This is a genomic window from Cupriavidus sp. 21MJTG02-4 (assembly GCF_057798975.1).
The window spans coordinates 155,287-167,522 of sequence record NZ_JBYOJP010000006.1; the positions used below are offsets into that span (position 1 = coordinate 155,287).

Annotated in this window: 15 protein-coding genes; 8 read left to right on the forward strand and 7 right to left on the reverse strand. The window is 66.1% G+C overall.

What is annotated here, in order from left to right; translation table 11 throughout:
- Positions 1-193 precede the first annotated feature (193 nt).
- On the reverse strand, positions 194-1,519 hold the full coding sequence (argG, locus tag AC3FKH_RS14425; protein ID WP_483712934.1) for an argininosuccinate synthase: 1,326 nt from the start codon (positions 1,517-1,519) through the stop codon (positions 194-196).
- A gap of 271 nt (positions 1,520-1,790) precedes the next feature.
- Here argG and AC3FKH_RS14430 point away from each other — a divergent pair, with 271 nt between their 5' ends.
- Genes AC3FKH_RS14430 through AC3FKH_RS14440 form a run of 3 tightly spaced genes read left to right on the forward strand, consistent with a single transcriptional unit; the run spans position 1,791 to position 4,773 of the window.
- The gene (locus AC3FKH_RS14430; protein WP_488676511.1) at positions 1,791-2,948 is read left to right on the forward strand and encodes a CaiB/BaiF CoA transferase family protein; all 1,158 of its coding nucleotides are present in this window, start codon (positions 1,791-1,793) and stop codon (positions 2,946-2,948) included.
- Between the two features lie 48 nt (positions 2,949-2,996).
- A complete protein-coding gene (locus AC3FKH_RS14435) occupies positions 2,997-3,965 on the forward strand; it encodes a Bug family tripartite tricarboxylate transporter substrate binding protein (protein ID WP_488676512.1) in 969 nt (322 codons plus the stop codon).
- A 13-nt stretch (positions 3,966-3,978) separates the two neighbouring features.
- Positions 3,979-4,773, forward strand: coding sequence for an enoyl-CoA hydratase (locus AC3FKH_RS14440; RefSeq protein WP_488676513.1), 795 nt, complete (start codon positions 3,979-3,981; stop codon positions 4,771-4,773).
- A 12-nt stretch (positions 4,774-4,785) separates the two neighbouring features.
- Here the strand turns inward: AC3FKH_RS14440 and AC3FKH_RS14445 are convergent, their stop codons facing one another.
- Entirely contained in the window at positions 4,786-5,721 is a 936-nt protein-coding gene (locus tag AC3FKH_RS14445; protein ID WP_483733438.1) for a LysR family transcriptional regulator, read from the reverse strand.
- A 278-nt stretch (positions 5,722-5,999) separates the two neighbouring features.
- Between AC3FKH_RS14445 and AC3FKH_RS14450 the strand changes: the two genes are divergently transcribed.
- The 4 genes from AC3FKH_RS14450 to AC3FKH_RS14465 all read left to right on the forward strand — a co-directional run bounded on the left by AC3FKH_RS14450 (position 6,000) and on the right by AC3FKH_RS14465 (position 7,761).
- Positions 6,000-6,437 (forward strand): VOC family protein, encoded by a 438-nt coding sequence (locus AC3FKH_RS14450; protein ID WP_488676515.1) that lies wholly within the window; start codon positions 6,000-6,002, stop codon positions 6,435-6,437.
- Between the two features lie 103 nt (positions 6,438-6,540).
- Positions 6,541-6,744, forward strand: a complete 204-nt coding sequence (locus tag AC3FKH_RS14455; protein ID WP_483712922.1) for a SlyX family protein — start codon at positions 6,541-6,543, stop codon at positions 6,742-6,744.
- Between the two features lie 114 nt (positions 6,745-6,858).
- Positions 6,859-7,428: a DUF1439 domain-containing protein gene (locus tag AC3FKH_RS14460; RefSeq protein ID WP_488676517.1), complete on the forward strand. Its 570-nt coding sequence runs from the start codon at positions 6,859-6,861 to the stop codon at positions 7,426-7,428.
- 123 nt (positions 7,429-7,551) lie between these two features.
- Positions 7,552-7,761, forward strand: coding sequence for a hypothetical protein (locus AC3FKH_RS14465; RefSeq protein WP_488676519.1), 210 nt, complete (start codon positions 7,552-7,554; stop codon positions 7,759-7,761).
- An 11-nt stretch (positions 7,762-7,772) separates the two neighbouring features.
- Here the strand turns inward: AC3FKH_RS14465 and AC3FKH_RS14470 are convergent, their stop codons facing one another.
- The 3 genes from AC3FKH_RS14470 to AC3FKH_RS14480 form a co-directional block, all read right to left on the reverse strand.
- Complete coding sequence (locus tag AC3FKH_RS14470; RefSeq protein ID WP_488676521.1) at positions 7,773-8,672, reverse strand: DMT family transporter; 900 nt, start codon at positions 8,670-8,672, stop codon at positions 7,773-7,775.
- 341 nt (positions 8,673-9,013) lie between these two features.
- Positions 9,014-9,835, reverse strand: coding sequence for an NAD-dependent protein deacetylase (locus AC3FKH_RS14475; RefSeq protein WP_488676523.1), 822 nt, complete (start codon positions 9,833-9,835; stop codon positions 9,014-9,016).
- The gene (locus AC3FKH_RS14480) at positions 9,832-10,020 is read right to left on the reverse strand and encodes an oxidoreductase-like domain-containing protein (RefSeq protein ID WP_488676525.1); all 189 of its coding nucleotides are present in this window, start codon (positions 10,018-10,020) and stop codon (positions 9,832-9,834) included. The genes AC3FKH_RS14475 and AC3FKH_RS14480 overlap by 4 nt, the downstream gene beginning before the upstream one ends.
- Positions 10,021-10,374: 354 nt before the next feature.
- Here AC3FKH_RS14480 and AC3FKH_RS14485 point away from each other — a divergent pair, with 354 nt between their 5' ends.
- The gene (locus AC3FKH_RS14485; protein ID WP_488676527.1) at positions 10,375-11,496 is read left to right on the forward strand and encodes a Fic family protein; all 1,122 of its coding nucleotides are present in this window, start codon (positions 10,375-10,377) and stop codon (positions 11,494-11,496) included.
- A gap of 44 nt (positions 11,497-11,540) precedes the next feature.
- Here AC3FKH_RS14485 and AC3FKH_RS14490 read toward each other — a convergent pair whose 3' ends face one another.
- Entirely contained in the window at positions 11,541-11,867 is a 327-nt protein-coding gene (locus AC3FKH_RS14490) for a hypothetical protein (protein ID WP_488676529.1), read from the reverse strand.
- Positions 11,868-11,908: 41 nt separating this feature from the next.
- Complete coding sequence (locus AC3FKH_RS14495; RefSeq protein WP_488676531.1) at positions 11,909-12,145, reverse strand: hypothetical protein; 237 nt, start codon at positions 12,143-12,145, stop codon at positions 11,909-11,911.
- Positions 12,146-12,236 lie beyond the last annotated feature (91 nt).

Below are 12,236 nucleotides of genomic sequence, written 5' to 3' on the forward strand. Positions count from 1 at the left end.
CAATATTCGCCCGTTAGGGCAAGTAAACGCGTTTTTTGGTTACTTTTTGTCGCTCGGACAAAAAGTGACTCGCAGGCTACGCCTGCGAAACAGCGGCGCCTGCCAAGAACGAGGCTAAAAAAAACCGGCACCCCAAAGTGCCGGTCTTTTCATGCCGCTGCGTCATCACGCAGCACCATCACAGCCCGTCCATTCAGTCTTCCAACTTCGGCAGCGAAGCACTGACCGACGACGACAGCAGCCCCGTCTTCGCATACGTCTGCAGCTTCTCGCGTGTATCCACGATATCCAGCGTGCGCATGGTCAGTTGGCCGATGCGATCCAGCGGGGTGAACATCGACTCGCCCTTCTCCATGGTCAGCCGTTCCGGCTTGTAGGTCAGGTTCGGCGAGGTGGTGTTGACGATCGAGTAGTCGTTGCCGCGGCGCAGTTCGATGGTGACTTCGCCGGTGACGGCGCCCGCCACCCAGCGCTGGGCGGTTTCGCGCAGCATGATGGCCTGCGGGTCGAACCAGCGGCCCTGGTACAGCAGGCGGCCCAGGCGGCGGCCGTTGTCGCGGTACTGCTCGATGGTGTCTTCGTTGTGGATGCCGGTGATCAGGCGCTCGTAGGCGATGAACAGCAGCGCCAGGCCCGGGGCTTCGTAGATGCCGCGGCTCTTGGCTTCGATGATGCGGTTTTCGATCTGGTCGCTCATGCCCAGGCCATGGCGGCCGCCGATGCGGTTGGCTTCCATGAACAGGTCGACGGCGTTGGCGAAGGTCTTGCCGTTCAGCGCGACCGGCTGGCCTTCTTCGAAGCGCACGGTGACTTCCTCGCGCTTGACTTCGACGTCATCGCGCCAGAACTGCACGCCCATGATCGGCTGCACGATGCGGATGCCCGAGTCCAGGTGCTCCAGGTCCTTGGCCTCGTGGGTGGCGCCCAGCATGTTGGAGTCTGTGGAGTACGCCTTCTCGGCCGACATCTTGTAGTCGAAGCCGTTCTGGCGCATGAACTCCGACATCTCGGCGCGGCCGCCCAGTTCGTCGATGAACTGCTGGTCCAGCCACGGCTTGTAGATCTGCAGGCCCGGGTTGGTCAGCAGGCCGTAGCGGTAGAAGCGCTCGATGTCGTTGCCCTTGAACGTGCTGCCATCGCCCCAGATATTGACGCCATCTTCCTTCATCGCGGCGACCAGCATGGTGCCGGTCACGGCACGGCCGATCGGGGTCGTGTTGAAGTAGGTGATGCCGGCGGTCGAAATGTGGAAGGCACCGCACTGCAGCGCGGCAATGCCTTCGGCGACCAGCTGGGTGCGGCAGTCGACCAGGCGGGCTTCCTCGGCGCCATAGGCCTTGGCACGGCGCGGGATGTCGTCGTAGTCCGGCTCATCCGGCTGGCCCAGGTTGGCGGTGTAGGCGTAGGGGACGGCGCCCTTCTGGCGCATCCAGAGAAGCGCCGCGCTGGTGTCCAGGCCGCCAGAGAACGCAATGCCGACGCGCTGGCCGGAGGGAATGTGCTGAAGGATGGTAGTCATCGCCAGTAAATCTATGTGAATTTGTCGGCTCTTGGAGCGGCTTTCGGCCGGGGCCGGAAGCACGGGGACTGCGGCCGGCCGAGTCGCGTGCCGAGTCAGGTGCCAAACGCGAATTGTGACACGGCAGCGGGCTGACGCCAAACCCGGCGTCCGGCAAGGCCATGCCGGAGCGTTCAAAACTGGCGAACGCGCCTTTAAAAACTCTCGACTGGATTGGGCCCGGGGCCCCTCCCTATACTGCGCCGCATTGTCTGGCGAATGCGGAGTTGTCATGCTTGAACGCGCCCTTGAAGGCGTCCGGGTCCTGGACCTGTCGCGCATCCTGGCCGGTCCCTGGTGCACCCAGAACCTGGCCGATCTTGGCGCCGAGGTGACCAAGGTCGAACACCCGGAGCGCGGCGACGATACGCGCGGCTGGGGCCCGCCCTACCTGCAGGCGGCCGACGGCAGCGACACGCGGCTGTCCGCCTACTTCATCAGCTGCAACCGCGGCAAGCGCTCGGTAGCGATCGACTACAGCACGCCCGAGGGCGCCGCGCACGTGCGCGAACTGGCGCGCCAGGCCGATGTGCTGGTGGAGAACTACAAGGTCGGCACGTTGCGGCGCTACGGGCTGGACTACGACAGCCTCAAGGCGATCAACCCGCGGCTGGTCTACCTGTCGATCACCGGCTTCGGCCAGGACGGCCCGATGGCCGACAAGCCCGGCTACGACTACGTGTTCCAGGGCATGGGCGGGCTCATGAGCTATACCGGCCAGCCCGACGGCAGCCCGGGCGCCGGCCCGCTGCGCACGGGCGTGGCGGTGGTGGACCTGAGCACCGGCATATACGCGACCTCCGCCGTGCTGGCGGCGCTGTACCAGCGCCAGGCCACCGGCGCCGGCCAGCACCTGGACATCGCGCTGCTCGACGTGGCGGTGGCGCTCAACGCCAACCAGGGCGCCAACTACCTGGTGTCCGGCCAGAGCCCCCAGCGCAGCGGCAATGCGCATCCCAATTGCGCGCCGTATGAAGTGTTCCGCTGCGCCGATGGCTACCTGATCCTCGCCATCGGCAACGATGGCCAGTTCGCCCGCTTCTGCACGGTGGCCGGCATGCCGGAGCTGGCACAGGACGCGCGCTACACCACCAATTCCGCTCGCATCGAGCATCTGCCGCAACTGCGCGCATTGCTGACGGAGATCTTCCCGACGCGCACGCGCACCGCATGGACCGACGCATTCGACGCCGCCGGCGTGCCGTGGGGGCCGATCCACACGATGGAAGAGGTGTTCGCGCATCCGCAGGTGCGCCACCGCGGGCTGCAGCAAATGGCCGAGCACCCGGTGATGGGTGTCGTGCCGATGGTGCGCAACCCGATGCTGGCCGGCCACAGCGGACCATTGCAGCCGCCCCCCCTGCTGGGCGAACACACCGCGGCGGCCTGACGCCATCGCGCCCATATGGCACCGATACCCCTGACACGGAGACATCCCATGAAAACCACCCTTACCGCTGCGGCCCTGCTGGCCGGCCTTGGCCTGGCCAGCACCGCGCAGGCCGCCTGGCCGGACCGCCCGATCAAGCTGATCGTGCCCTATGCGGCCGGCGGCACCACCGACATCATCGCGCGCATCGTCGGCACGCGGCTGGGCCCGGTGATCGGCCAGCCCGTGGTCGTGGAAAACCGCCCGGGCGCCGGGGGCGCGGTGGGCAGTGCCTACGCGGCCAAGCAATCGCCCGATGGCTACACGCTCGTGATGGAGGTGGAGAGCTCGCACGCGGTGAACCCGAACGTGTACCTGAAGACCGCCTATGACCCGGTGAAGGACTTCGATCCGATCAGCAACCTCGCCGACGTGCCCAACGTGCTGGTCGTGAACCCGGCCTTCCCGGCCGCCGACCTGGCGGCGTTCATCAAGCTGCTGAAGGCCAACCCGGGCAAGTATTCGTTCGGCTCGTCCGGCAACGGCGGCCTGAGCCACATGAACGGCGAACTGTTCATGAACGAGACCGGCACGCGCATGCTGCACGTACCGTACAAGGGCCTGGGCCCGGCGCTCAATGATGCGGTGGCGGGCCAGATCCAGGTGGTGTTCGACAATATCCCGTCGTCGTCCGGACTGATCCAGGGCGGCAAGCTCAAGCCGCTGGCCGTGGCGGCGAAGCATCGGCTGAAGGTGCTGCCGAACGTGCCGACTTATGCCGAAGCCGGCCTGGGCGCCATGAACAACCCGTCGTGGTTTGGCCTCGGCGCGCCCGCGGGCACGCCGGCCCCGATCCTCGACAAGCTCAACGATGCCGTGCGCCAGGTGCTGGCCGAGCCGGAAGTGATCAGCGCCATCGGGAAGCAAGGCGCAATCCCGGCATGGACCTCGCGCAAGGCCTTCGCCGACCTGATCCGCACGCAGAACGCGCACTGGAAGAAGGTGGTCGAGGACATCCACTTCACCAAGCTGCAATAAGGAACGCATCATCATGAGCGAACACGCATCCCACGCTACCCCCGCATCGCTTGCGCACGCCGGCGTCGAGATCGACGAACGCGGCGTTGCCACGCTGACCATCCGTGAAGCGGGCTCGCTGAATATCCTCGGCACGCCGGTGATCGCGGACCTGACCCGCGCGATCGGCGCGCTGGCCGCCAACGACGCCGTGCGCGTGCTGGTGGTGCGCGGCGCGGGCGAGAAGGGCTTCATCGGTGGCGCCGACATCAAGGAGATGGCGGCGCTGACACGCGCAAGCGCCGAGGTCTTCATCAGCGGCCTGCGCGGCCTGTGCGACGCGCTGCGGCATTTCCCGGCACCGGTGATCGCGCGCATGCCGGGCTGGTGCCTGGGCGGCGGGCTGGAACTGGCGCTGGCCTGCGATCTGCGCATCGCGGCGGATAACGCCCAACTCGGCATGCCCGAGGTCAAGGTCGGCATTCCGTCGGTGATCCACGCCGCGCTGATGCCGCGACTGGTTGGCAACGCCCGCGCCGCGTGGATGCTGCTGACGGGCGAACTGTGCGGCGCGGAAGAAGCGCTGTCGTGGGGCCTGGTGAACCGCGTGGTGCCGCTGGCCGAACTCGACGCGGAAATCGAACGCGTCGCGGCGCTGTTCGCGGGCTTCGGCCCACAGGTGGTGCGCCAACAGAAGCGCCTGCTGCGCGAATGGGAAGAAGCGCCGCTCGATGTCTCGATCAACAACAGCGTGACGGAGTTCGGCCGCGCGTTCGATACCGGCGAGCCGCAGCATCACATGGCGACGTTCCTCAACCGCAAGCGGTAATCCTCGGGGTCGTTACGGTGCGGTCACCGCGACCGCACCGCCTTCGCGCGTGGCCGCCACGCGCGGGTCGTTGAGCAGGAACTGCACGAATGCAGCGGCAAACCCAGGCAGCTTGCCATCGGCGCGCACGATCAGGTTGAGTTCGCGCAGTGCCCACGGCTCGGCCAACCGCACGCCCACCACGCGCGCATCGCGCAACGCCGCCGCCGCGACACTGCGCGGCACCAGCGCCACCCCGACACCCGCCTCCGCCAGCGACAGCACCGCGTCGAAACTGTGCGCATGCAGCCGCACGTTCGGGCTCTTGCCCGCGCGCTGCGCCATGTCGCGCAGGAACAGGAAGTTGCTGCTGGTGCGGCTCATGCACACGAAGTCGAACGCCAGCGACGCGCCGAAGCGCACCTCCGCCTCGCGCGCGAGCGGATGGTCCGCGGCTACGGCCAGGATCAGCTCGTCGACGGCATAGCGGACCGAGCGCACGCCAGTCGTGTCGAAGTCACCGGCAAGAATGCCGACGTCCGCTTCGTGCGCGGCCACCGCCGTCAGGATGGACTGGCTCGCGCGTTCCTCCAGGTCGATATTCACGTCCGGGTTCGCCGCCAGGAAGCGGCTCACGCTGGGGATGATGAAACCATTGAGCGAACTGCTGTTGGCCAGCAGGCGGATGTGGCCCTTGAGGCCGGCGGAAAAACGCCCGACCTCGCCATGCATGCGCTCCACGCCGAGCAGCAGCTCGCGCACGTGCACCAGCAGCGTCTCGCCCGCCGGGGTCAGCTCCATGCCGCGCGCATTGCGCACGAACAACGGCGTCCCCATCGCATGTTCCAGGTTCTTCAGCCGGTAACTCGCGGCCGAGGCCGTGATATGCGTGGCCGACGCACCGCCGGACAGGCTTTGTGCATCGGCAATTGCCTGGAACAGGCGCAGGTCGGTGAGTTCGTAACGCAATGCAACCCCATTTGTCGGTTGGTGCCCGCCGTGCCAGATTGGAATGCGAGAGCCAGGCGGCGCGGCCATTCTATGTCACGGCACCGACGGCGGCCGGCGGCGCACGGCCTCGGCAAGGCGACGTGGACGTCGTCCATTTTCTTTGCTAAGGTATTGTGGACGGCGTACACAAACGCAGTGTCGCCGCTGCTCCCGACCGGTGCCGCGGGCCCGGTTCCAGACTGTTCCAGACTGATTTCCAAGGCTGTCCGCCAGGACCGCCACACCAGGAGATGTCCATGCTAGTCCAGCCTTACCTGTTCTTCGAAGGCCGTTGCGAGGAAGCACTGGAGTTCTACAAGAAGACAATCGGCGCCCAGCCCGGCATGCTGATGCGATTCAAGGACAACCCCGACAAAGACAAGGCCGGCGCCGGCGAAGGCTGCGGCCCCACGGCCGCCATGGACGACAAGGTCATGCATGCCGAGTTCACCATCGGCGACAGCCGCATCATGGTGTCCGACGGCCGCTGCAGCGGGAAGCCGAATTTCGAGGGCGTGGCCCTGTCGATCACCTACGAAGACGCATCCGCGCTGGAAAAAGCCTTCAACGGCCTGACCGACGGCGGCCAGGTCATGATGCCGCTCACCCAGACCTTCTTTGCCGAGAAATTCGGCATGGTGACTGACCGCTTCGGCGTGCTGTGGATGCTGATCAAGCCTGCAGCCCATCACTAAGGCGTCAGCCGGCGGATAGATCCGGCAGGACCCGGGCGCCTGGCCTCGCTTACAATGCGCGGCTCGGCGCCCTTGCCGGAGATGAAGCCGGAGACACACGCCCATGGATGACCACCTCATAGAACTGGAAATCAAGCTCGCCTTCCAGGAAGACCTGCTCGAAACGCTGAACCTGACCGTCGCGCGCCAGCAGCAACAGCTGGACCTGCTCCAGGAGCAGTTCCGCGCGCTCTACCAGCAGGTGCACAGCGCCGCGTCGACAGCAGCCGAGTCCAACCCGCAGCACGAAATCCCCCCGCACTACTGAAGCCGATGCCGGGACACGGCGGCGGTGTTGCCCATGCGCCGGAACGTTGCCGTGCCGATCCGTGTCTGACAGGCACCTGCAGACAACGTTGCGCCAATGCGCGCCCATCGCCACATGCGCCTTCATCGACGCTTTCTTCCTCGCCACCTGATGCTCGCCGCGGCGACCCTTGCCGTGGCCACCGCCGCCCACGCCGGCTACAACATCTGGACCGGCGATTACACCTTTACCAGGCAGGAGCTGCAGCAAGCCGTGGACAAGCGCTTTCCGGCCACGCTGCGCTACGCGCAGGTGGTCAGCGTGCAGCTTACTCATCCGCGCCTGGTGCTGGACGACGCCAATAACCGCATCACCACGCAGATGGATGCCCAGCTCACCAATGGGCTGGCCGCCTCGCCGCCGGTCAACGGTACGCTCTCGCTGAACAGCGGCCTGCGCTACGACAGGACCCAGCGCGCCGTGCTGCTGGACAACCCCACGGTGCAGGACGTGCAGGTGCAAGGCATGGCGCTGTACAAAGAGCAGCTCAATGCCATTGGCGCCGTGGTCGCCCAGCAGTTGCTGAAGGATTACCCGATCTACACGTTCAGGCCGGACGAATTGCGCTTCGGCGGCAAGGAAGTCGAGCCGGGCGCGATCAAGGTGGAACCCGACGGCATCCGCGTCGAGGTGAAGGACCGATAGCGCTCAGCCACCCGGCGGCAACCCCGCGCACTGCGGCTATATCTGCGACGTCAGCATGCCGACCTTCCCGCGGATACGGCACGGCTCTATGGGCTCACCGACCGCGGCACGCTGCGGACGGGCATGAAGGCGGACGTCAACGTGATCGACCACGACGGGCTGCGGCTGCACGCGCCGCGCATGGCGTTCGACCTGCCCGCAGGCGGACGGCGCCTGGTGCAGGAGGCCGATGGCTACCTGGCAACGCTTGTGGCCGGCGTGCCGATCTTCGAGCACAAGGCAGCCACCGGCGTCCTGCCCGGCAAGCTGCTGCGAGGCAAGGCGGCGGCCTGAGTCACCGACGTTCAGTGTTCCGGCCTGCGCCGGAACACGACGGCCAGTCCTGCCAGGATGGCCCCCATCCCGGCGATCGCCATCGGCGCCAGCCGGTTGCCGAGCAGCAGGTAGTCGAACACGGCCGTGCCCGCCGGCACGAGGTAGAACAGGCTCGTCACGTTGACCAGGTTGCCGGTGCGGATCAGCCGGTAGAACAGCAGCGTCGCGGCCACGGAGATCACCAGCGCCAGCCACAGCAGCGGCACGAAGAACGCCAGCGTGACATCGAAGGCGAACGGCTGGAACGTCAGGCATAGCAGGCACGCCAGGGTGCTTGCGCCGTACTGCAGTGGCAGCACCTGCGTCGGGCTACTGGCGAGCCGCTTCTGCACGATCGCGCCGACTGTCACACTCATCAGCGAGGCCAGTGCGAACAGCACGCCGGCCGGCGACAGCCGCGCCGTCAGCAGGCTGTCCGCCACCACCATCGCCAGGCCCCCCAGCGCAAGGGCCAGTCCGGCCATGCGCGCCGCGCCAAAGCGCCGTTCGGTCAGCAGCAGCGTGAGCATCGGTTGCGCGCCGAGGATCGTGGCCAGCACGCCCGGCGTCAGGCCGCGCTCCAGCGCAAGGAAATAGCCGATGGAATACCCGGCAATCATCAGCAAGCCCGCTAGCGCGGCCAGCCCACGCTCGCCGCGCGGCGGCAGCAACGGCCCGCGCGCGAGCGCGATGGCAACCAGCACGGCAAGCGCCAGCGCAAAGCGCAGCGTCAGCAGCGCGAACGGCGTGGCATGGTCAAGCGCCCAGCGGGCAAAGATGGCGCCGCTGCTCCACAGCAGCACGAAAAGGGGCGTGGCGCCCAGCGAGGCCAGCGTGCGCTGGCCGGAAGCGGCACGGGTCCGTGCCGCCAGGTTGTTGTCGATACGCATGGTGTTGCACCTGTCGAATGCATGGCAGGCTCCGGCACGCGCGCGCGTCGTCGGCGCAATCGTGCGCCAACAATGCGGATGCCGGAGACGTCAGGAGGTGCTGCGGGAAGAACCCGTCAGCCGAGCAATGCCGGCGGCGGAGGCGCGCCGGCGGTCGCCGGGGGTGGCGATGCGACAGGAGGAGGGGGAGCGACCGAGACCCTCGCAGCCAGGCCGCGTGCGCGCGCGCCGGCCGCTAGGGCGGACAGGGCGTGGCGATGGCGGGCTGCGTTCATGGACTCGGAAATTTGGAAAACACGAAACAATGCGACGATGCTATCGGCCGAAGACGCGTCGGTCAATCACCTGGCCGTTGCGAGTTGCGCCGCCAGCTCGGACAACGCCTGCGCGCACGGCGCTTCGACCTTGAGCGCGAGCATCGGATCGGCACGCGTCACGCCAAGATTGACCACGGCCACCGGCTTGCCCATCTGGGCGGCCCAGACGCAAAAGCGATAGCCCGAATACACGACCAGCGACGAGCCGACCACGAGCACCGCGTCGGATTGCGCCAATGCCGCGCGTGCATCCTCCACGCGATCACGCGGCACGGATTCGCCGAAGAACACCACATCGGGCTTGAGCAGGCCGTCGCAGCGTTCGCAGGACGGCACGCGGAAATGCGCGAACAGCGGCGATTCAAAATGGGCATCGCCATCGGCGGCGGGCTCGGCGATCACATCGCGCATCTCGCCGTTCTGCTCGGACAGCCAGCGCTGCACGCCGGCGCGGTCATGGCGCGTGCCGCACGACAGGCAGATCGCGCTGCCGATGCTGCCGTGCAGCTCGATCACGTCTTCACTGCCGGCACGCTGGTGCAACCCGTCCACGTTCTGCGTCACCAGCCGCGTCACATGCCCCTGCCCGGCCAGCGCCACCAGCGCGTGATGGCCGGCATTGGGCTGGGCGCCGGCCGCCACGGGCCAGCCGATCATGCTGCGCGCCCAGTAGCGCTGGCGCGCCGCGTGCGAACCGAGGAAGGCCTGCAGCGTGATCGGCTGCGAACGCTGCCACTGGCCGTTCGCGTCGCGGTAGCCCGGGATGCCGGAATCGGTGCTGATGCCGGCGCCGGTCAGCACGAACAGGCGCGGATGCTGCCGCACGAAATCGCCAAGCGCGCTCAAGTGGACGAATCCTCGGCGGCGGCCTGGCGCGCCTCCCACGCCTTCAGCTCGTCGCGGTAGCGCTCCAGTTCCTGGTAGTAGTAATCGAAGATGCAGGGGTCGCAGCCGGAGCCACAGCATTCGTTGTCGCCGGGCCGCTCGGGCGGCAGGGGACGGGGGTCGTCTTGATGGGAATGGTCGGACACGGAACCGCTCGAAGTCGCAAAGCCGGCAACGCCGGTGTTGGCGACAGTATATGCCGGGGGCGGGGAACGAGCCGGGGTGCTGTTTTCTTGGCGTGCAGGCGGCCTGCCGCTCTTGGCGCCCTGCGACGGGCCCGGCATCACTGCCAGCGACTGAACCGGCAAATTTTTTCACTTTATTGAACCAAAACAACGTCTAAGTATTTGTCTATAATAGATAAATAAATTTTCTTAACCGGCATATCAACCGGCAAAAAAACCGGAATGTCATCTGCATCCAGCACGAAGATCGCGGCGTACGACAGCCCTCATCACTTTGAACCCCTGCTTCCCCAGGCGAGGCTTGGGACACTCATCGTGAAAACGCGCGCAGTGTTCGAAAAGGCGCATTCGCTAAAGGGTGCGCTATGCCTGCCCGCCCGGGATGCCCTGCGCGAACTCGTTCGGGAAATGAATTCGTATTACTCGAACCGGATCGAGGGGCAAAGCACGCATCCACAGAACGTCAGCAGGGCGCTAAAACATGACTTCTCCGCCAACCCCGAGATCGCGCAGCGTCAGCGCATCGCCATCGCGCACATCGAGGCTGAGCGGGAACTCGAGGCGGTCGATGACCTGAGCGAAGCCCAGATCCTCGGGAGTGAATTTCTGCTTCGCGCCCATGAAAGCCTCTACGGACGGCTGTCGATTGATGACCGGACAACGCCCGAGGGACGCATTGTCGAGCCGGGCAGGGTTCGGACTGAGGATGTTTCGGTTGGTCGTCACCACGCACCGGCGTTCTCGGCACTACCGAAGTTCATGTCGCGCATGGACCAGGTGTACGGGCGTGTGCAAGGAGTGGATGCCCTCCTCTATACAATCGCGGCGGCGCACCACCGCACGGTCTGGACACACGCATTCGTGGATGGCAACGGCCGTGCGGCACGGCTTCAGACCCACACCGCGCTGAGCCGCCTTAGCGGAGGACTCTGGTCGGTCAATCGCGGCCTCGCACGGGACCGGGACACCTATTACGCCATGCTGTCGAATGCTGACATGGCACGACAGGGCGATCTGGATGGCCGGGGAAACCTCAGTGAGAGGATGCTCTGGAAATGGTGCGACTACTTTATCGACCTCTGCGACGACCAGGTCGGCTTCATGACGAAGATGTTCGACGTGCCTGGCTTGCGAGATCGCGTGAAGGGCCTGGTATTGGTCCGTAGCCAGTCATCCGAATACCAGCACTATCGGAGCGAAGCTGTATTGCCTTTGCTCCATGTGCTGCTTGCGGGCAGCGTCTCGCGCAGCGACTTCTCGCAGATGACCGGGATGGGCGAGCGGGGAGCCCGCAACGTTATCTCGCAGTTGCTCAAGGATGGCCTTCTGGTCAGCGATTCGCATCGGGCGGAATTGCGGATCGGATTCCCATTGGATGCTCTGAACATCCTATTTCCGAACCTGTATCCGGAAGCTGCTGCCGCGAATCTCGGTTAGCGCTGTGGCAGCGATCGCCGCAGCGCCTTGCCGTTGTTGACAGCCTAGTGATTCAGCAACCCGTTCCCAACCGGAATCACCAGCCTGTCGCCACCCAGGCAAGCGATATCATCGCCCGCCAGCCAGCGCGCCACGACATCCGCCAGCTTGCCGCCGATCCGCGCGAGTTCGGCCGCGTCAGCCACATAGACCGCGTCGATCACGTCCTGGTCGAACTGCAGCGCCGCGCCGTGACGCGGACGGCCGCCGGAGTCTGGCGGCTCCGCCTGCCAGACCACCTGCACCTGGCTGCCGCTGCCACGGCTGTACTGCGCCGACATCGGAAAGAGACGACAAGTATGCTCACGCGCCCAATCGACCAGTGCAGTCATGGCGGTTCCCTCCATCGGGCGCCGGCATCCCGGCGGGCCGCTCAGCGGCTCAACACATGGTAGAGCCAGTCGTGCGCTCGCCTGGGAATCCCCAGGCCCCTGGCGTCCAGTGGCCGCCCGCGCACCCGCAAATCGCCCTCGTGAAGGGCATCCACCGCAGCCTGGGCATCCGGATAGCGTCCGACGACGCCATTGCCCAACATCAGCATCCAGTCTTTTTCCCGAGGAATCAGGGTCAGTTGCCCCGCGGCGGTCTGGCAAAAAAAATAACCGTGCATGCGGTCCCCAGAGCCTTGCCTGTTCTATCGATAGTAGCCGTTCCGCGCGCCCGGCGCCCGGCATGTTGTGGTGCAGTGCGGCGATCTGAAC